The organism is Phenylobacterium sp. (assembly GCF_041913825.1).
GTDB lineage: Bacteria > Pseudomonadota > Alphaproteobacteria > Caulobacterales > Caulobacteraceae > Phenylobacterium.
On the sequence record NZ_JAYSEO010000019.1, the window covers coordinates 47197 to 66268 of the forward strand.

Annotated in this window: 17 protein-coding genes and 1 pseudogene; 10 read left to right on the forward strand and 8 right to left on the reverse strand. The window is 71.4% G+C overall.

Annotated features, from left to right (window positions below):
* Positions 1 to 190 precede the first annotated feature (190 nt).
* A complete protein-coding gene (locus ACE3Q8_RS16225) occupies positions 191 to 742 on the reverse strand; it encodes a type 1 glutamine amidotransferase domain-containing protein (RefSeq protein ID WP_374471332.1) in 552 nt (183 codons plus the stop codon).
* A 177-nt stretch (positions 743 to 919) separates the two neighbouring features.
* Between ACE3Q8_RS16225 and ACE3Q8_RS16230 the strand changes: the two genes are divergently transcribed.
* From ACE3Q8_RS16230 to ACE3Q8_RS16240, 3 genes and pseudogenes are all read left to right on the forward strand, one after another.
* Complete coding sequence (locus ACE3Q8_RS16230; protein WP_374471333.1) at positions 920 to 2431, forward strand: calcium-binding protein; 1512 nt, start codon at positions 920 to 922, stop codon at positions 2429 to 2431.
* Positions 2432 to 2656: 225 nt separating this feature from the next.
* Positions 2657 to 2995 (forward strand): hypothetical protein, encoded by a 339-nt coding sequence (locus tag ACE3Q8_RS16235; protein WP_374471334.1) that lies wholly within the window; start codon positions 2657 to 2659, stop codon positions 2993 to 2995.
* A gap of 15 nt (positions 2996 to 3010) precedes the next feature.
* Positions 3011 to 3229, forward strand: a pseudogene (locus tag ACE3Q8_RS16240) (DUF2087 domain-containing protein); the annotation flags it as partial.
* A 42-nt stretch (positions 3230 to 3271) separates the two neighbouring features.
* On the opposite strand, the gene ACE3Q8_RS16245 reads toward ACE3Q8_RS16240, so the two are convergent.
* Positions 3272 to 4690: a calcium-binding protein gene (locus tag ACE3Q8_RS16245; protein ID WP_374471335.1), complete on the reverse strand. Its 1419-nt coding sequence runs from the start codon at positions 4688 to 4690 to the stop codon at positions 3272 to 3274.
* Positions 4691 to 4960: 270 nt separating this feature from the next.
* Here ACE3Q8_RS16245 and ACE3Q8_RS16250 point away from each other — a divergent pair, with 270 nt between their 5' ends.
* Entirely contained in the window at positions 4961 to 5290 is a 330-nt protein-coding gene (locus tag ACE3Q8_RS16250; RefSeq protein ID WP_374471336.1) for a hypothetical protein, read from the forward strand.
* 61 nt (positions 5291 to 5351) lie between these two features.
* Here ACE3Q8_RS16250 and ettA read toward each other — a convergent pair whose 3' ends face one another.
* Both ettA and ACE3Q8_RS16260 read right to left on the reverse strand, forming a co-directional pair.
* Positions 5352 to 7019, reverse strand: a complete 1668-nt coding sequence (ettA, locus tag ACE3Q8_RS16255; protein ID WP_374471337.1) for an energy-dependent translational throttle protein EttA — start codon at positions 7017 to 7019, stop codon at positions 5352 to 5354.
* Between the two features lie 130 nt (positions 7020 to 7149).
* Entirely contained in the window at positions 7150 to 7488 is a 339-nt protein-coding gene (locus tag ACE3Q8_RS16260) for a hypothetical protein (protein ID WP_374471338.1), read from the reverse strand.
* A 90-nt stretch (positions 7489 to 7578) separates the two neighbouring features.
* On the opposite strand from ACE3Q8_RS16260, the gene ACE3Q8_RS16265 reads away from it, so the two are divergent.
* Positions 7579 to 8178 (forward strand): TetR/AcrR family transcriptional regulator, encoded by a 600-nt coding sequence (locus ACE3Q8_RS16265; RefSeq protein WP_374471339.1) that lies wholly within the window; start codon positions 7579 to 7581, stop codon positions 8176 to 8178.
* 64 nt (positions 8179 to 8242) lie between these two features.
* Positions 8243 to 8425 (forward strand): CsbD family protein, encoded by a 183-nt coding sequence (locus tag ACE3Q8_RS16270; protein ID WP_374471340.1) that lies wholly within the window; start codon positions 8243 to 8245, stop codon positions 8423 to 8425.
* A gap of 59 nt (positions 8426 to 8484) precedes the next feature.
* Here the strand turns inward: ACE3Q8_RS16270 and ACE3Q8_RS16275 are convergent, their stop codons facing one another.
* Positions 8485 to 8907: a cupin domain-containing protein gene (locus ACE3Q8_RS16275; RefSeq protein WP_374471341.1), complete on the reverse strand. Its 423-nt coding sequence runs from the start codon at positions 8905 to 8907 to the stop codon at positions 8485 to 8487.
* A 116-nt stretch (positions 8908 to 9023) separates the two neighbouring features.
* On the opposite strand from ACE3Q8_RS16275, the gene ACE3Q8_RS16280 reads away from it, so the two are divergent.
* Both ACE3Q8_RS16280 and ACE3Q8_RS16285 read left to right on the forward strand, forming a co-directional pair.
* The gene (locus ACE3Q8_RS16280; protein WP_374471342.1) at positions 9024 to 10955 is read left to right on the forward strand and encodes a S9 family peptidase; all 1932 of its coding nucleotides are present in this window, start codon (positions 9024 to 9026) and stop codon (positions 10953 to 10955) included.
* Positions 10956 to 10993: 38 nt separating this feature from the next.
* Positions 10994 to 12463 (forward strand): murein L,D-transpeptidase, encoded by a 1470-nt coding sequence (locus ACE3Q8_RS16285; protein ID WP_374471343.1) that lies wholly within the window; start codon positions 10994 to 10996, stop codon positions 12461 to 12463.
* Here ACE3Q8_RS16285 and ACE3Q8_RS16290 read toward each other — a convergent pair.
* The 3 genes from ACE3Q8_RS16290 to ACE3Q8_RS16300 all read right to left on the reverse strand — a co-directional run bounded on the left by ACE3Q8_RS16290 (position 12460) and on the right by ACE3Q8_RS16300 (position 16444).
* Entirely contained in the window at positions 12460 to 14610 is a 2151-nt protein-coding gene (locus ACE3Q8_RS16290; RefSeq protein ID WP_374471344.1) for a family 16 glycosylhydrolase, read from the reverse strand. The two genes, ACE3Q8_RS16285 and ACE3Q8_RS16290, sit on opposite strands and share 4 nt — an antisense overlap.
* A gap of 128 nt (positions 14611 to 14738) precedes the next feature.
* Positions 14739 to 15446 (reverse strand): class I SAM-dependent methyltransferase, encoded by a 708-nt coding sequence (locus tag ACE3Q8_RS16295; protein ID WP_374471345.1) that lies wholly within the window; start codon positions 15444 to 15446, stop codon positions 14739 to 14741.
* Between the two features lie 113 nt (positions 15447 to 15559).
* Positions 15560 to 16444: an AraC family transcriptional regulator N-terminal domain-containing protein gene (locus tag ACE3Q8_RS16300; RefSeq protein ID WP_374471346.1), complete on the reverse strand. Its 885-nt coding sequence runs from the start codon at positions 16442 to 16444 to the stop codon at positions 15560 to 15562.
* A 142-nt stretch (positions 16445 to 16586) separates the two neighbouring features.
* Between ACE3Q8_RS16300 and ACE3Q8_RS16305 the strand changes: the two genes are divergently transcribed.
* Positions 16587 to 17321, forward strand: coding sequence for an SDR family oxidoreductase (locus ACE3Q8_RS16305; RefSeq protein ID WP_374471347.1), 735 nt, complete (start codon positions 16587 to 16589; stop codon positions 17319 to 17321).
* 210 nt (positions 17322 to 17531) lie between these two features.
* On the forward strand, positions 17532 to 19019 hold the full coding sequence (locus tag ACE3Q8_RS16310; RefSeq protein ID WP_374471379.1) for an amidase: 1488 nt from the start codon (positions 17532 to 17534) through the stop codon (positions 19017 to 19019).
* Positions 19020 to 19072 lie beyond the last annotated feature (53 nt).

The following is a 19072-nucleotide window of genomic DNA, read 5'->3' on the forward strand; positions in this document are numbered from 1 at the left end:
GCCGAGGCCCTGCAGCAGGTCGGCCTCGGCGGCGCCGTTCAGGGTGTCGTTGGCCTCGGTGCCGGTGAAGGTCGCCATCTCGTTCGTCCGTGCGCTGATCCCGGCGCGCCCCGCGCCGTGGCGCTAAGGCTATGCCGCGAACCTGTGACGGGAATCCGGCGCAGCTTCGCCTTCGCCGGTCCAAGGCGAGCTAGTGACGGCCCTCGGCGAACTCCTCGATCATCTTGGCGCAGAAGGCCGGCAGGTCGTCGGGCTTGCGCGAGGTGACGAGGCCGTCGTCCACCACCACCTCCTCGTCCACCCAGGAGGCGCCGGCGTTCTTCAGGTCGGCCTCCAGCGAAGGCCAGGACGTCATCCGCTTGCCCTCCACCGCCTCGGCGTTGATGAGCGTCCAGGGGCCGTGGCAGATCGCCGCGATCGGCTTCCCGGTCTGGGCGAAGCTGCGGATGAAGTCGATGGCCTTCGGCTCGAGGCGGAGCTGGTCCGGGTTGATCACCCCGCCCGGCAGGACGATGGCGTCGTAGTCGTCGGCGCTGGCCTGGGCGAGCTCGCGGTCCACCGGCACGGTGTCGCCCTTGTCGTGGTGGTTGTAACCCTGGATCTCGCCGCCCTTGGGCGCGACCACCTCCACCTGGGCGCCGGCCTCCTTCAGCGCCTGAACGGGCTTCGTCAGCTCCACCTGCTCGAAGCCGTCGGTGGCGAGGACGGCGACCTTCTTGCCCTGCAGTCGAGCGTCGGCCATGGCGATCTCCTTCATGGGTCTGCGGGTTCGCCCGCCTAACCGCAGCCGGCCCCGGGGGGTTCCGGCTTCCCGGCGCAACCGCCCCGGCCGCCTCAATTGACGCAGCGCCCCGACGCCCGCGGCGGAAAGACTGCGCGCCGCGGCGGGTCGCGCCGCGGCGAGGCGGAGGACGGGTTCATGGAGGCCGCACGGCTGTCGGTCACGCCGCAGGGCGCACTGGATGCGAGCACCTACAGCGCCGGGGCCTTCCAGATCGAGAACCTCTCCACGGCCGGCGAGCAGCTCACCAGCGTGACCGTCGACCTCACCGGCGCGCTCCTGGCGGGCATGGTGTTCGACCCCGCGGGCCAGGCAGGCGACACGGTGGCCAAGGGCTTCACGGTGGACGGCCAGGGCGGCGCGTTCATCATTACGGGCGCGACCTTCGGCGGCGGCTCGGACGGCGCCGGCTATGCCCGGCTGACGCTGCAGCTCCAGGGCTTCGACCCCGGCGAATGGCTGCGTTTCTCGGTCGACGTCGACCCAGCCAGCATCCGCGGCGTCGCTGCGCCGGGCCCGGGGGACACGGGGAGCGTCGCCGGCGTCGAGCTGACTGGCGCGCAGGTCGCTTTCCAGTTCGGTGCGCGCAGCGCCTCGGCCGAGCTCTTCAAGGACGCGAGCCAGGGTGGGGCGGTCGCGTTCGCCACGGCCGGAAGCGCCCTGCCCGAGCCCACGGTGACGCTGTCGGGCGTCGGCGCGCGGTCCGCCAGCGTCAGCGGCGCACAGCAGACCGTCGCCGTGACCGGCCAGCCCGGAGGGACGGTCCGCCTGCTGGTGGTGGAGGCCGGCGCCTTCGTCCAGGGCGTCCCCGCCTCCGCCCCTGACCTCGGCCCCTACGAAGGGAACTCGGCGCTCAGGGTGGCCACCTACGAGGTCGTCTTGGACGCCACGGGCCGCGGCCAGGCGCAGGTGACCCTCACCGACAGCGCGCCCGAGGGTGGGCTGAACCTGATCACCGCCGCCGCCCTGCGCCCCGACGGGACCGCTGGCCCGGCCGCCGTCCCGCTCGCGATCGCCCTGGAGAGCGGTCCGAACGCCACGCTCACAGCCCGGACCGCGGACGCGACCCTGATCGGCGCCGGCGGCTCCGACAGCGTGACCGGCGTTTCGGGGGCCAACTACCTGCGCGGCGGCGACGGGGCCGACCTCGTGCAGGGCGGGACCGGTTTCGACGACGCCCACGGCAACGCCGGGAACGACACGGTGCGCGGGGGCGCGGGCGACGACTGGGTGGTCGGCGGCAAGGACGACGACCTGTTGTCGGGGGATACGGGCGCCGACATCGTCTACGGCAACCTCGGCCGGGACACCTGCAATGGCGGCGACGGGGCGGACCTGATCCGCGGCGGCCAGGGCGACGACAGCCTGATCGGCGGCGCCGGCGACGACTGGCTGAGCGGCGACCGGGGCGCGGACACGGTCACCGGCGGCGCGGGCGCGGACACCTTCAACGGCTTCGCCGAAGCCGGTCTCGACCGCATCACCGACTTCAACGGCCTGGAGGGCGACCGCCTCCGCCTCGAGCCCGGCTCCGCCTACACGGTCGCCCAGGTCGGCGCCGACGCCGTGGTGTCGGTCGGCGACGCCCGCCTCGTCCTGGTCGGCGTGCAGGCCAGCGCAATCCAGCCCGGCTGGATCTTCGTGGGGTGACCCCCGAAGATCCGCCCCTGCAGCGACCAGAGTTGTCGCCCGCAGCTTGATGGGCGCCGCGGCCGGTTCTAGGATCGGGCACGGGTCTGCAGTTCACCCAGGCGTCACCGCCCCGCGAGGGGAGCTAAACCTGCCGAACATTCCTGTCGACAACCCCGCTCCCGCGCCTGGTTGTAAGACGGTGACCGACAACACCCTTCGGACAGGCGCCCCGGGAGACCAGGTTTGTCCAGAGACGCAATCCCGTTCGCCGCGGCGGACATCTCGGCGCTCGCCAAGTCGTTGCGCGGCCAGTTGCTCAATCGAAAGAGCCTCCCCAGCCACGTCGAGATGCTGAACATGCTGGCCCGCGCGGCCGGGCATCGGAACTACCAGCACCTCCGCGCGCAGGGGGGCGCGGTCGCCGAGGCGGCGCCCGGGACGGCCGGCGCCTCGGTCGCCGGTCCGCTCCCGGTGGACCGAGCCGTGGTGGAGCGGGTCGCCGGCCACTTCGACGCCGCCGGCCGGATGGTGCGCTGGCCAGGCCGGACCCGCCATCAGGAGCTCTGCCTGTGGGCCCTGTGAGCGCGGTTCCCGGCGGATCGGGCGCTGACCGAGCCCGAGGTGAACGAGATCATCAAGGCCCGGCACCTGTTCGGCGACCACGCCATCCTGCGGCGCAGCCTGTGCAACAGCGGCCTGCTGGCCCGCACGCCGGATGGGCGGGTCTACCGCCGGGTCGAGCGGAGGCCGACCGCCGATGCTGCGGCCCTGATCCGACGCCTGGGGACCGGCCCCGACGCGCCGGCCGGCAGGTGACGGCGTGGCGGCGGCGGCGCGCTCCCGCCGCGCTCCGCCGCCCTAGGCCCCGAAGATCCAGCCCTGCGGCAGCGACGAGAGCTGCACGTTCACCAGCACCATCTGGTGGCCGCCGCCCATGTCGACGACGGTGTCGGCGCCCGCCTGGCGAAGGGTGTAGGTCGTGCCGGGATCGAGCTGGACGCGGTCCCCCTCTGCGGCGTTGAAGTCGGTGATCCGATCGAGCCCGGCGTCCTGCGAGCCATGGAAGATGTCGGCGTGAACGCCACCGGAGATGGTGTCGTCGCCCCGGTCGCCCGAGAGCCAGTCGAGGCCGATGCCGCCGGCGATCGTGTCGTTCCCCTGCCCGCCGCGGACGATATCGTTGCCCTGCTCGCCGTCGCAGATGTCGTCGCCCAGGTTGCCGTAGACGATGTCTGCGCCGCCGGCCCCCAGCAGCCGATCGCCATCCTGACCGCCCACCACCCAGTCGTCGCCGCCGCGCCCGTTGATGGTGTCAGCCCCGGCATTACCGTGCAGGTCATCGAACTGTGCCCCACCGCTGACGGAGTCGTCGCCGCTTCCGCCCCTAAGGTAGTTCGAGCCGTACGCGTCGCTGACCACATCGTTGCCGTCATCGCCGAAGAGGCGGTCGTCGCCGATGGAGCCCTGGAGCGTGTCGTCGCCGGCGCCGCCAAGCACCGTGTCGTGGCCGTCATCAGGATAGATGATGTCGGAGCCGCCGCCGCCTTCCAAGAGGTCGAACCCCGGCCCGCCGGTGAGGGAGTCGCCGCCGACGCCGCCGACGACGTGCAGGTTCGCGGGTGGAGAGCCGTCGGGCGGCCAACCGAAAAGGTTGTCGGCGGTGAGCTGGCTTGCCTGCACGTTCTGCAGCCGCACCGAGTCGAACCAGCCGAGCGAGTAGGGCGGGGGGTAGCCCGGGTCGTTGCTGTAGCGCTGGAGGACCGCGTCGGCGCCGTCCTGGACGAGCCGGTAATAGCGGGTCATCGGATTGATGACCCCGTCCCAGTCGGCGTACCCATAGGGCTCAAGGTAGATGCGGTCCCCGCCGGGGCCCGCCTGGAAATCCGTGACCACCATCGCCGGGCCCATGGGAGAGAGCGAGGGATCAATGGCGTCGCGGCCCGAGCCGAGGGTGACGGTGGCGCCGGCATGCATCGGGACGGTGACGAGGTCGTCGCCCGATCCGGCGTCGACGGTGTAGGACCCCGGCCCAACGACGATGCGGTCGTCCCCCGCCCCGCCGACTAGGGTTCCGATGGCGTAGAATTCCATGTCGTACTCGAGGCTGTCGTTCCCGTCGCCGCCGTCGAGAAAGATGCCCGTCCCGTCGCGGTAGGACAGATAGTCGTCACCGCCGCCTCCGAGCAGGCGGTCCGCCCCGCCCCAGCCGAAGATCAACTCGGCTTCAGGACCGCCGACGATCGTGTCGGCTCCCGCCGTCCCGGAGATGGTCTTCATACAGAGCGCCCCTGCCAAACCCACCATGAGCGTCGGCGTCGCTGCACGTCAAGGTTGTTGCAACGGCTGCCGAAGGTGATGCGCAGCGCAAGGCCGCCCTGGTTCTCTGGCTCTTGCGCCTCTGTTGATCCGCCCCTCACCACGTACGGCGAACTCGCCGCAACAGGGACACGCCAACACCCGCCCCACGAAAACCTGGTTCGGTGAGAAACTCACCCAGGGGGCGGGGGAAAAGGATAGGTGGGGGGCTGAAACCGAGAGGATTGCGAGATGTCCGCCTACACCATCGTCACCACCAGCGCGACGCAGGGCAGCGACCAGGCCGAGGTGAACACCCTGGCCGACGAGTTCGACAACGAGAGCGAGGCGGTCGGTTATTCGCGCCGCATGGCGGAGGAGATGCTCGGTCTGGCGGCGCAGCTCTCGCTCGACTTCGACTACAGCAATGTCGCCCTCTACGAGGGCGAGCTGGTGGACGAGGACGTCGATCCGCTGCACGCGGCGTTCGTCGGGATGTGGGTGCTGGACGAAGCTGGGGCGGCCTTCATCCGCGCCGACGAGTTCCGGGAGAACGCGACCGTCGAACCGGCGCCGCAGTAGCGGGATCGGGCGAGCACGCGGGCGGCGGGCGCAGGCGGCCGAGGCCGCCCGCGCCGCGCCTCTAGCGCGCGAACTTCTGGAACTTGATGCGGTGGGGGATGAGGCTGTCGGTGCCGAGGCGGCGCTTCTTGTCCTCTTCGTAGGCTTCGAAGTTGCCTTCGAACCATTCCACGTGGCTGTCGCCCTCAAAGGCCAGGATGTGGGTGGCCAGGCGGTCCAGGAACCAGCGGTCGTGGCTGATGACCACAGCGCAGCCCGCGAACTCCTCCAGGGCCTCCTCGAGGTTCTGCAGGGTCTCGATGTCGAGGTCGTTGGTCGGCTCGTCGAGCAGGATCAGGTTGCCGCCGGTGGTCAGCGTCTTGGCCAGGTGGACGCGGTTGCGCTCACCGCCCGACAGCAGGCCGACCTTCTTCTGCTGGTCGCCGCCGCGGAAGTTGAACGAGCCCACGTAGGAGCGCGTGTTGATGTCGCGCTTGTTGACCGTGAGGATGTCGAGGCCGCCGGAGATCTCCTCCCAGACGTTCTTGTTGGGATCCAGCGCGTCGCGGCTCTGGTCCACGTAGGAGAGCTTCACCGTCTCGCCGACCCGGAACGTGCCGCTGTCGGGCTTCTCCTGGCCGGTGATGATCTTGAACAGCGTCGACTTGCCGGCGCCGTTGGGGCCGATGACGCCGACGATGCCGTTGGGCGGCAGCTTGAACGAGAGGTTCTCGAACAGGACCTTGTCGCCATAGGCCTTCGACAGGTTCTCGGCCTCCAGCACCACATTGCCCAGGCGCGGGCCCGGCGGGATCTGGATGGCGGCGAAGGACTGGGCCTGGCGGGCGTTCTCCTGCTCGCGGACCATTTCCTCGTAGCGGGCCAGACGGGCCTTGGACTTCGCCTGCCGGGCCTTCGCGCCGGAACGCACCCACTCCAGCTCGCGGGTCATGGCGCGCTGGCGGGCCTCGCTCTCGGACTGCTCCTGGACGATGCGCTTGGTCTTCTGCTCCAGCCAGCCGGAGTAGTTGCCCTCGTAGGGGATGCCCTTGCCGCGGTCGAGCTCGAGCGTCCACTTCGTCACCTGGTCGAGGAAGTAGCGGTCGTGGGTGACCAGGATCACGCAGCCCGGGAAGGCTTCCAGGTGGTGCTGCAGCCAGGCCACGCTCTCGGCGTCCAGGTGGTTGGTCGGCTCGTCGAGCAGCAGCATGTCGGGCTTGGACAGCAGCAGGCGGGCCAGCGCCACGCGGCGCTTCTCACCGCCCGACAGCTTGTCCACCGGCCAGTCGTCCGGCGGGCAACGCAGGGCGTCCATCGCCATGTCGATCTTGGAATCGATATCCCACAGGTCGCCGGCGTCGATCTTCTCCTGGAGGGCGGTCATCTCCTCCATGAGCTCGTCGGAATATTCCTCGCCGAGCTTCGCCGCGATGTCGTTGTAGCGGTCGAAGATCTTCTTCTCGTCACACCAGGCGATGACGTTGCCGCGGACGTTGAGCGCCTCGTCGAGCTGCGGCTCCTGCTCGAGGTAGCCCATCTTCACGCCGTCGGCGGCCTTGGCCTCGCCGGAGAACTCCTTGTCGATCCCGGCCATGATCTTCAGCAGGGTCGACTTACCCGAGCCGTTGACCCCGACCACGCCGATCTTGGCGTCGGAGTAGAAGGACAGCCAGATGTTCTCGAAGACCTTCTTGCCGCCGGGATAGGCCTTGGTCAGGCCCTGCATCTGGAAAATGTATTGCTGCGCCATGGGGCGTCCGCGCTCGCTCGTTCGAATTCAGGGAAGTCGCGCGAGCAGATAGCGGCGGCGGAGCCTGGGCGCAACGGCGGCGCCCCCTCTCCCCCCGCACGACGTGGGAGGGGAGAGGCGAGCGGGGCTCTCAGTTCCGGGCCGTCTGCATCTGGATGGCGGCCTTGTTGCAGGCGCGGAGCTGGCCGATCGAGAGGTCGCGGCCGCGGCTCTTGTAGCTGGCCACGGGGCCGACCACCGCCACCACCTTCTTGCACTCGCGGACCAGGCCGTCTGCGTTCATCCGGGCCCCCGCGCCCTGGCAGGCGTCGCCCTCGCAGCGCCAGGCGACGCCGGCGATGACGGTCTCCTGCGGCGCGGTGACCGGGCTGGTCAGCCGGGCCTCCGACGGGGCGGACTGGGCGTGGGCCGCCCCCGAGGCCAGCATCGCCATCGCGGCGCAGGCCCCCAACACACTCAGCTTTTGCATTCTCGTGATCCTTCCGTTAGGGAAAAGAGCACGACCGGTCGCTAACGCCGGAAAGAGCACGATCGGTCACTTACTGTCAAGCAGGGAGGCTTGGCTTTGCGCAAAGGCGACGCGACCCGCACCCGCATTCTCGACGAGGCGACCCGCCAGGTGGCGATCCGCGGCCTGACGGCGGCGAGCCTGGGTGACCTGGCCGAGGCGGTAGGGCTGTCGAAGAGCGGGCTCTTCAAGCACTTCGAATCGAAGGAGGCGATGCAGCTCGCCGTGGTGGAGCGGGTGCAGGAGCAGTTCAGCGACTTCGTCTGGGCGCCCTTCCAGGACATGCCGGCCGGGCGGGCCCGGCTGGAGGCGATCTTCGACCGCTGGCTGGACTGGTCCGAGGGCCACTGGGCCGACCACGGCTGCCCGATCATGGCCCTGTCGGTGGAGCTGGACGACCAGCCGGGGCCGCTGCGCGATGCGCTGCGCAAGGGAATGCTGCGCTGGCGCCGGACCCTGGTGCGCGAGTTCATGGCCATGGGCCAGCCGCCGCTCGGCGAGGAGGCGGCGGCGGCAGCCTACTTCCAGATGAAGAGCTACCTGCTGGGCCACGGAGAGGCCCGGCGGCTGATGGGCGACCCGGACGCCCGGCGCTCGGCCAGGGCGGCCTTCCACGCCCTGCTGGACCGCTGCGACCGGCGGGCGGCTTAGCCTTAGGAACCTTCGCCCCTCATTTTGCGTACGGGTTCCCGAGCGACACGCAAAGGAGCCTCCCATGCACCGCGACGAGATGAAGGGCGCCGCCAAGGACGCCAAGGGCGAGATCAAGGAAGCCGCCGGCAAGCTGACCGGCGACGAGCGCCTGGAAGCCGAGGGCCAGACCGACCAGGCCGCCGGCAAGGTCCAGAAGGGCGTCGGCAACCTGAAGGACGCCGCCCGCGACGTGCTGAAGCACTAGGGCCAAGACCCCTTGCGAGGGACGAGGAGGGGCCGCGCCGGCAAGGCGCGGCCCTTCTGCTATGCGCCGGGCGTCCAGCCGGGCGGGGCCATCTCGAAGCCGGCGAAGTCGAAGCCGGGCGCCACCACGCAGGCCACCAGCGCCCAGCCGCGTCCGGCTTCGGCCGCCTGCCACTCGTGCGGCTCCACCACCGCCTGCTGCACGTCGCCGGCCAGGGGATCGCCGCCCAGCCGGGTTTCGGTCACGCCCTCCCCCCAGGAGGTGCGGAGGGTAAGCGGCGCGCCGGCCTGGAACAGCCAGAGCTCCGAGGCGTCCACCCGGTGCCAGTGCGACCGCTGGCCGGCCTCCAGCAGGAACAGGATCGAGGTCGCCACCGCCCGGCCGTCAGGGCCCGGCGGGCCCCGCCACGTCTCGCGGTACCAGCCGCCCTCGGGATGCGGCTGAAGCTGCAGGCGGTCGATCACGGCGCGGGCGTCGCTCATCCGGCGATCAAAGCATGCGGCGCGCGCCTGGGCGACCGCCGTTCGGCTGTGGTCCGTTGACGGCGCGGGCCGGCCGCGCTTCGGTCGCGCCTCCGGTTCTGCTTGGGGCTTCCAACATGCTGTCGCGCTACCTGCTGGGCACGGGCCTGGCGCTCTGCCTCGCCGCCACCGCCGCCGCCCAGGCGCCGGCTCCGCCGACGCGGGAGGTGGGGAACATCGTCTACAGCGGCACGCCCGCGACGCCGGCCGACCTGCAGGCGCGGCTCGCCCCCTACTACAACGCCCGCTCCGCGGTGTTCGAGGACTGGCTTCCCGACGGCTCGATCCTGATCGCCACCCGGTTCGGCAACGTGAACCAGATCCACCGCGTCGCCGCCCCGGGCGCGGCGCGGACCCAGCTCACCTTCTTCGAGGAGCCGGTCAACGAGGCTCAGGTGCTGCCGGGTTCGTCCCGCTACCTCTATCCTCGCGACGTGGGCGGGGCCGAGTACTACCAGGCCTACCTCCGCGACCTCGGCGGCCGCGAGGTCCAGCTCACCGCCCCCAACACCCGCAACCAGAGCTTCGTCTTCTCGAAGGACGGCAAGCTGGTGGCCTGGAGCCAGGTGACTCCGGGCGATCCGAACTACGACATCGTGCTGGCCGACCCGGCCAATCCCGCGGGCCGGCGCACGGTGCACGAGGGCAAGGGCGCCATGTCGCCGCTCGACATCTCGCCCGACGGCCGGCGCATCCTGGTGCAGCGCTACAACGCCCAGCCGAACGTGGAGCTGTTCGTCCTTGAGGTGGCGTCGGGGGCGCTCACGCCGGTCGGTCCGACGGGTCGCCCGATCGGCTACGCGGACGCGGCCTTCGCCCTGGACGGTCAGGCCGTGGTGGCCCTCTCCGACCATGGGACGGAGGTGGCCCGCCCGGTGGTGTTCGACCTCAAGACCGGCCGCATGCGTGACCTGGAGCCCGGCGCCAAGTGGGGCTCGGAGAGCCTCGATGTCGCCGCCGACGGCCGGACGCTGGCCTATTCCGTCAACGAGGAGGGCTACAACAAGGTCGTCCTGCGCGACATCGCCACCGGCCGCGAGCTGCCCGGGCCGAAGCTGCCCATGGGGGTGCTGACCGGCATGAAGTTCTCGCCGGACGGCCGGAAGCTGGGGCTTTCGCTGTCCACCTCCACGGCCTCCGGCGACGTCTGGACCTGGGACGCCGCGTCCGGCCAGCTCACCCGCTGGACCGAGAGCGAGCTCGGCGGCCTCGACGCCGCGCGGCTCGTGGAGCCGACGCTGTTCCGCTATCCGAGCTTCGACGGCCGCTCGATCCCGGCGTTCGTCTATCGGCCGAAGGGGGCGCCCGGGAAGCTGCCGGTGGTCATCCAGATCCACGGCGGGCCCGAGGGCCAGGAGCAGCCGAACTTCAACCCGCGCCGGCAGTCGTGGGTGAACGAGCTGGGCGCGGCGGTGATCATCCCCAACGTCCGAGGCTCGTCCGGCTACGGCAAGACCTACCTGAACCTCGACAACGCCGAGAAGCGCGAGGACTCGGTCAAGGACATCGGCGCCCTGCTGGACTGGGTCGCCAAGCAGCCCGACCTGGACGCCAGCCGGGTGGCCGTGGTCGGCCAGTCCTACGGCGGCTACATGGTGCTGGCCGTCGCTGGCCACTACAACGACCGCATCGCCGGTGCGATCGACCTCTACGGCATCTCCGACTGGGTCACCTTCCTGCAGAACACCGAGGGCTACCGCCGCGACCTGCGGCGGGCCGAGTACGGTGACGAGCGGGTCCCGGCCATGCGCAAGGTGTTCGACCGCATCGCCCCGATCCGGATGAGCGACCGGATGAGGAAGCCGATGATGGTCTTCCAGGGCGCCAACGACCCGCGCGTGCCCAAGAGCGAGTCCGACCAGATGGTGGCCAAGCTCCGGGCCCAGGGCACCGAGGTCTGGTACGTGGTCGCCAAGGACGAGGGCCACGGCATCCAGAAGAAGGCCAACCAGGAGGCCGTCCGCGGCACGGAGGTGGTGTTCCTGAAGAAGGTGCTCGGGGTCCAGTAGGCGGCGCCACCAATCCGCACACGGCGCGTTGTTCAACTATGATCATCGCGTTCCCGGCCGTGCGGCCGACCTCCTCGGCCGCCGGTGCGCGGCGAGTCCCCCTTCTCCCCCTGATCGCCTCCGCCGTCGCCGCCCTGGTGGTGAGCGCCTGCGGCGGGTCGTCGGACGGGCGGCTGTCCGAACGTGACGCCGACTACGCCCTGGAGGTGCTGGCCGCCGCCCCGGCGCACGGCTTCCCCAAGGGCGCGTTCGGCGAGGCCCGGATCGAGGACGCCGAGGGCCCTGCGCGCGAGCAGCTCCTGCACGCCGCGCTCGTCTCCTACGCCAAGGCCCAGCACGGTCTCGGCCTTCCGAAATCGGCGCTGCGGAAGGACTGGGGCCTGCGCCCGGCCGCCTACGACGCCGAGGCCGAGCTCACCGCCGCGATCCAGAAGGGCGAGTTCCGCGAGTGGCTGGACGCCCAGGCGCCGGCTGCGCCGGCCTACCGGACGCTGCAGGAGGCCTACGCGCGCTACCTGAAGATCGCCGCCGACGGGGGCTGGCCGGCCGTCCCGGAAGGCCTCGCGCCCGGCGCCGCCGGCCCGGGCGTCGCGGCCCTGCACCAGCGGCTTGCCGCGGAGGACCCGGAGCTGAAGGACGCGCCGGCGCCGGCCGCGTACGACGCCACGGTGGCGGCTGCGCTCGGCCGCTTCCAGGCGGCGCACGGCCTGCCCGCCACAGGCAAGATCGACAAGGCGACCCTCGCCGAGTTGAACGTGCCGGCGCTCGCCCGCGCCGCCCAGATCCGCGCCAACCTCGAGCGGCTGCGCTGGCTGCCGCGCGACGAGCCCGCCACCCGTATCGATGTGAACACCGCCGCCGGCACCATGGCCTACATCGAAGGCGGCCAGGTGAAGGTCGCCATGCGCTCGGCCTCGGGGAAGCCGGGCGACGAGACGCCGATCCTCGCCTCGTCCATCGACTCCATCGTCATCAACCCGCCCTGGAACGTGCCCGAGGGGATCGCCCAGGAGGAGCTCTATCCGAAGGAGGCCGCCAACCCCGGCTACTTCGCGGCCAACAACTTCGTCGAGAAGGAGGGCCGCCTCGTTCAGCAGCCCGGCCCGGAGAGCGCGCTTGGGCTCGTGAAGTTCGACTTCGACAACCCCTACGCCGTCTACCTGCACGATACGCCGTCGAAGGCCGCCTTCAACCAGGCGCGCCGGGCGGTCAGCCACGGCTGCGTGCGCCTGGAGCACGCGGTGCCGTTCGCCAAGATGCTGGTGTCGCAGGAGTCCGGCTGGTCGCCCGAGCGCTTCGACCAGGTGCTGGCCTCGCGCGAGACCACCCACGTGAAGCTGTCGAAGGCGGTGCCGGTGCGCCTGCTCTACCTCACCGCCTTCCCGGAGAACGGCCGCATCGCCTTCCGTCCCGACGTCTACGGCTGGGACGCCGAGCTGCTACGGGTCATGGACAGCCAGCTCGGCCGCAGCGTCGCCGCCACGGCCGAGCGGCGCGCCCGAGGCTAGAGGAAGAACCAGTCGTTCTGGGCCGTCAGCCCCACGGGGCTGACGCCGTCCAGGGTGACCACCAGGACCGGCGCGGCGGGGCCGGCGCCCCCGTCGACGTCGAACCACACGCCAGCGCCCCCGCCGGCGTTGGCCCGGAGCTGCAGCCAGCCGTCGGCCACCGGATCGGACCCGGCATAGCCGGCCTGGGCGAACAGCGGGCGCAGGTCCAGCATGTCCTCGCCGCGGGTGAAGTCGGTGATCCGGTCGCTCGTCCCCGACAGCTCCTCGAAGCGGAAAATGTCGCGGCCGGCGCCGCCGGTCAGCACGTCCGCGCCACGCCCGCCGACCAGGATGTCGCCCCCCGCCGCGCCCGACAGGGTCGAGCCGAAGTCGTTGGCCTCCAGCCGGTTGCCGAGCTCGTTGCCGAAGCCCTTCTGGCCGAAGGTTCCGGCCAGGGTCAGGTTCTCCACCTGGGCGGAGAGGGTATAGCTGGCGCTGGTGCTGATCACCTCATCCACGCCGCCGCCGGCCGCCTCGACCACCCGGTCGCTCTCGCGATCGACCATGTAGGTGTCGTCGCCGCCACGGCCGGTCATTGTGTCGGTGTTGCCCTTGCCGTCGATGAGCTCGTTGCGGGCGTCGCCGGTGAGGCTGTCCTGCTTCGCGCCGCCGGTGAGCGTGCGCGTCCAGGCGCCGGTTTCCGCCAGGGTGAAGAGCGTGTTCTGGTAGGGCGGCGCAGGCGGCGTCGGCGTCCCGCCGCCGTCGCCCAACGCATACGCGCGGATGTAGTCGATCTTCATCTCCGCCGGCAGGGCCGAGCCGTCGACGTTACCCGCCCAGCCGCCGAGCGCCAGGTTGGCCAGCATGAACATCGGCTTGTTCATGTCGGCCGGCGTCGCCTGGGCGAACACCTGCACGCCGTCCACGTACCAGGCGAGTTCGCTCGGCGTCCAAAGCACCCCGTAGGTGTGGAAGCCCTCCGCCCCGCCGGGGGTGTAGGAGGCGATGCCCTTGGAGGTGTGCGCGCCGGTGGCGTTGGAGTGCGCCGTGGTCCAGGTGGCGTTCGGGTCTTGGGCCAGCACCTCCATGACGTCCAGCTCCGGCGGCCAGGAGCCGTCGGCCGGCAGCAGCCAGAACGCCGGCCAGGCGCCGGCGCCGGACGGCAGGTCCACCCGCATCTCGAAGTAGCCGTAGGTCTGGGCGTGGCTCTCCTTGGTCGTCATCAGGCCGGAGGTGTAGCCATAGCCGAAGATCTCCGGATTGGCCGAAGGCCGCGCCCAGATCGACAGGGTCCCGTCGGCGTTGGACACGAACGGGCTGTCGGCGAAGTCTCCCGCATGATCCCGGAAATAGGGCGAGGTGTAGATCTGCTTCTCGTCGTTCGAGACGAGGGTGTAGCTGCCGACGCCCTGGGAGCCCTGGTAGCCGTAGTCCGGCCGCCAGGTTCCGGCCGGATTGCTCTCGCGGTCCCACAGGGACAGCGGCCCGGCGAACTCGTCGGCGAAGGTCTTGGCGCCCAGGCGGGCCGGATCGAGCTCGAGCTGGAAATTGCCGGCGCCGAGCTGCCCGACGCTGAGGTTGCGGAAGATCAGCCCGTCGCCATCGCCCAGGTCGAGGCGCACGTCGGCGCCCACCTGCGCGAGCCTGGGCTGGAGCTCAGCGAAGCTGGTGAAGCCGGCCTTCAGCCGCAGCAGGTCCTCGGCCGGGTTGAAGTCCTGGACGACGTCGTTCCCCTCGCCCTTGTAGACGATGAAGACGTCGGCGCCGGCGCCGCCGACCAGCACGTCCTGGCCATGCCCGCCGTAGAGCTGCTGGGCGCCCGCGCCCCCTTCGACCACGTTGTCCTTGGCGTTGCCCGCCGCGTAGAGGCCGTCGTTGGCGACGCGGACATTCTCCACCTCCGGCAGGCGCGACAGGTCGAGGCTCTGCCAGCCCACCACGGTGTCGATCCCGCCGCCGGCGGCCTCGACGATCTGGATGTTGAAGCCCTGCAGGTAATAGGTGTCGTCGCCGCCCCCGCCCACGAGACGGTCGCCCTCGCCGCCCCAGAACTCCTCGTCCGCCCCCGTGCCGGCAAAGGTTTCCACCGCGGCGGTGGTGTAGAAACCGGCGCGCGGCGCCGCGCTGACGAGCGCGGTCGCGCCGTCATACTTGTACATGGGCATCTGTAAGCTTCCCCGACGACTAAGGCGGGGAAGCTAGCCGCCGCGCCGGGATTGACGAGGCGCGGAAGGTCGCAGCGCTGCCGTCCCCAAGGGGCCGGCGCCCGCACGTCGCGACGCTTTGTCCGACCTCAGAGCACCCCGCCACCTGTCGCCTGGCGGCGTCCGATCAGCAGGAGGTTGCTCGGCCAGCCGGCCAGGGTGACGGCGCCGACGCGGACGTCGAAGGCGCCGGCGCGGTGCGCGAGCGCCGCCAGGTCGCCGGCGCTCAGAAGGTTCAGCACCGCCTCGTCCGCCAGGGCGCCGCGGCCGGCGGCCCGCAGCGCCGCCCAGAACAGCGTCCGGGGCAGCCAGTGGACCAGCGGCAGGACGCTGTGGAACTCCACCGGGAACCATCGGTTGGGCGTCGTCAGGAAGAAGCCCTTGCGGCTGACGCGGGCCAGCTCGCCGATGAAGCGGGCCTGGTTCTCCCGCGAGCCCACGTGCTCCAGCACAGCGCTCGAGTGGGCGTAGTCGAAGCTGCCGTCGGCGAACGGCAGGGCGAGGCCATTGGCCCGGCGGAAGGTCACGCCCGGATACTTGCGCTCCAGGAACGAGGCGTCGTCCAGGCCGACGGTCGTCACCCGGCCTTTGTGGGGGTACCAGGCCACCGCATAGTTGGAGTGCTCCAGCGTCTGGTCGCTGGTGGCGCCGACATCCAGCAGGGTGTCGTCGGGGGTCGGCGAGAACTCGGCCATGAAGCGGGCGAACATGCGCCGCCGCATCCTGCCGGCGATGCGGTCCGGCAGGCTCTCCGGCCTGGCCACGTTAAGCTGCGCGTTGAGCTCCAGCCTCGCCATGCGTCCCATCCCCACTGGTCCGGGGACGAACGGTAAGTCGGCGAACCTTGTTCGCGCAAGAGTTGCGCGCGGCGCGCGGGACGCCCGGCGAACGTGCGGCGGCGCGACCCGGCTCAGACCTCCGCCAGCACCGGGCTGGCCCGCAGGCGGGCCGCGTCGCGGGCGGGCGGGGCGCCGAACAGGCGGGCGTACTCGCGGGAGAACTGCGACGGGCTCTCGTAGCCCACCTGGAATCCGGCGGCCTGGGCGTCGCGGGCCTCGCTGAGCATCAGCCGCCGGGCCTCCTGCAGGCGGATCTGCTTCTGGTACTGCAGCGGGCTCATGGCGGTCACGGCCTTGAAGTGCTGGTGCAGCGCCGAGGGGCTCATGCCGGCCTCGCGGGCCACCGCCTCGATGCGGAACGGCCGGTCGAAGTTGCCGCGGATCCAGGCGATCGCGCGGTTCACCTGCGACAGGCGGCTGTCGGGCGCGCCGATCTGGCGCACCACGCCCGCCTGGTCGCCGGTCAGCAGCCAGTAGTGGATCTCGCGGCGGATCAGGGGCGCGAGCACGCGCGCGTCGCGCCGCCGCTCCAGCAGGCGCAGGTAGCGGGCGACGGCGTCGATCAGCTCGGGCGTGGAGCGGCTCAGGTGCAGGCCGCGCGGGCTCTCGGCGCCCGGCGCGGGCGGCGCATCCAGCATCAGCTCGCCGAGCATGGCGGGGTCGAGGTCGACGCGGACGCAGAGGTAGGGCCGCTCGGGCGAGGCCTCGACCACCTGGCCGGTCAGGGGCAGCTCCACGGACACCACCAGGTGGCTGGCCGGGTCGTAACGATAGACCTCTTCGCCCAGCATCGCGACCTTGGCGCCTTGCGCGATAATGCAGAGGGCCGGGTGGTGCAGGACCGGGACGCGGTCGGTGGGGGCGCTGTAGCGGATGAGCGCGAGCCCAGGAACGGGCATGTCGTACATGCCGTCGTCGGGCGCGTGGCGGGCGATCAGCGTGGCGAGAAGCTCCATGACGCCTGCGTCCCACGCGCCCGCGCGCGGCGCAAGCAGAGCCGGGGGATCCTGGAGGATCGGGCAAGAACCGCGGAGGACCGTTCTAACGCACGATCGTCCAGCCGGCGCATCCTCCCGTCATCAGGCAAGGAGACCCGAGATGACCGGAGTTGCGAACAAGGTGGTGCTGGTGACCGGCGCGAGCAGCGGCATCGGCGAGGCCACGGCCCGCGAGCTGGCGGCCGCCGGCGCCACGGTGGTCCTGGGCGCGCGTCGCGTGGAGCGCCTGGAGGCGCTGAAGCGCGAGATCGAGGCGGCGGGCGGGACGGCCATGGCCCGCGCGCTGGACGTGACCTCCCGCGAGGATGTGGCGGCCTTCGTGGAGGCGGCCCGGGCGCGGTTCGGGCGGGTGGACGTGATCGTCAACAACGCCGGCGTCATGCCGCTGTCGCCGCTCGCGGCGCTGAAGGTGGACGAGTGGGACCAGATGATCGACGTCAACATCCGCGGCGTCCTGCACGGCATCGCCGCGGCCCTGCCGGTGATGGAGGCGCAGGGCGACGGCCAGATCATCAACATCGCCTCCACCGCCGCCCACCAGGCGATCCCCACGGCCGCGGTCTACTGCGCGACCAAGTACGCGGTGCGGATCATCTCCGAGACGCTCCGCCAGGAGAGCGAGAATGTGCGGGTGACGGTGGTGTCGCCGGGCGTCACCGAGTCCGAGCTGGCCCACACCATCACCCATCCGGAGACCGCCGCCTTCATCGACGACTACCGGAAGAAGTCGATCCCGGCCGAGGCGATCGCCCGGGCCGTGCGGTTCGCCATCGAGCAGCCGCGCGAGGTGGACGTGAACGAGATCATCGTCCGCCCCACGGTGACCACGGTCTGACCGGGGGCGCCGGGCCCCGCGCCCGGCGCTTCCCCCCTTCCGCCCCGCCCCCGCCCCCGGCTAGTGTCGCGGCCAGTGACCCCGGGGGCTTTCCGCATGCACCGATCCGCCGCCTTCGCCGCCGCCGCGGCGCTGCTCTGCTTGGGCGCAGGGCCGACGCACGCCCAGCCGCTCAGCCCCTACAGCTCGGCGGCCGAGCAACAGGCGGCGATGCGCGCCGGGACGATGACCTCGGAGCGGCTGGTGCGGCTGTCGCTCGACCGGATCGCGGAGATCGACAAGGCCGGCCCGAGGCTGAACAGCGTGCTGACGGTCAACCCGCGGGCGCTGTCCGACGCGCGCCGGCTGGACCAGGAGCGGCGCGCCGGCCGGGTGCGGGGGCCGCTGCACGGCGTGCCCGTCCTGCTGAAGGACAACATCGACACCGCCGACGGCACGGCCACCACCGCGGGCTCCCTGGCGCTGGTCGACAACGTCACCCTGCGCGACGCCCCGATCGTCAAGCGGCTGGCCGACGCCGGCGCGGTGGTGATCGGCAAGACCAACCTGTCCGAATGGGCGAACTTCCGCTCCACGCGCTCGATCAGCGGCTGGAGCGGCGTGGGCGGGCTGGTGCGCAACCCCTACGGCCTGGACCGCACCGCCTGCGGCTCCTCCTCGGGCTCCGGCGCCGCCGTGGCGGCGGGGCTGACCGCCATCGCCATCGGCACCGAGACCAACGGCTCGGTCACCTGCCCGGCGGCGATGACGGGCGTCGTCGGGCTGAAGCCCACGGTGGGCCTGGTCTCGCGGACCTTCATCGTGCCGATCTCGCCCGAACAGGACACCGCCGGGCCGATGACCCGCACTGTCGCCGACGCCGCCGCCGTGCTGACCGCCATCGCCGGCTCCGACCCGGCCGACCCGGCCACCCGCGAGGCGGACCGGCGCAAGACCGACTATGTCGCCGCGCTCGACGCCCAGTCGCTCAAGGGGGCGCGGATCGGGGTGCTGCGCAACATCTCGGGCCGCCACCCGGACGTGGACGCCCTCTATGACCAGGCGCTGGCGGCGATGCGCGAGGCCGGCGCCGTGCTGGTGGAGGTGAAGGGCCCCGACGACAAGGTCCTGGAGCAGGTGGGATCGGCGTCGGGCGACGCGCTCAGGTCCGAGTTCAGGGCCGCGCTGGACGCCTACCTGGCCACGACCCCGCCCCAGGTGAAGACCCGCACGCTCGACCAGCTCATCGCCTTCAACGCCGCCGAGCCGCGCGAGACGCCGCTGTTCGGCCAGGAGATCTTCGAACAGTCGGCCAAGGCGCCGGCCGCCACCGACCCGGCGCTCCGCAAGAAGCGCGCGGACGCCAGGAAGCTCGCCGCCGACACCCTGGACACGCTGATGCGGGAGGCGAACGTGGTGGCCCTGGTGTCGCCCAGCGGCGGGCCGCCCTCCATCAGCGATCCGGTGGCCGGCGGGCGATTCTTCGGCTCGCCCTCCACCCTCCCCGCCGTGTCGGGCTATCCGCACCTCACCGTGCCCATGGGCTATGTCCGCGGCCTGCCGGTGGGGATCTCCTTCCTCGGGCCGGCCTGGTCGGAAGCCCGGCTGCTCTCGCTCGGCCACGCCTTCGAACTGAAGACCCAGGCCCGGCGGTCCCCGGAATTCTTGCCGTCGGTCAATGCGCGGCCTGAGGTGGCGCGGGCCTATGATCCGCGCTGACCAGGGTTGCGCGGACGTGTTTTCGCTCCAATCTGGAGCCAAGCTTCGGCATG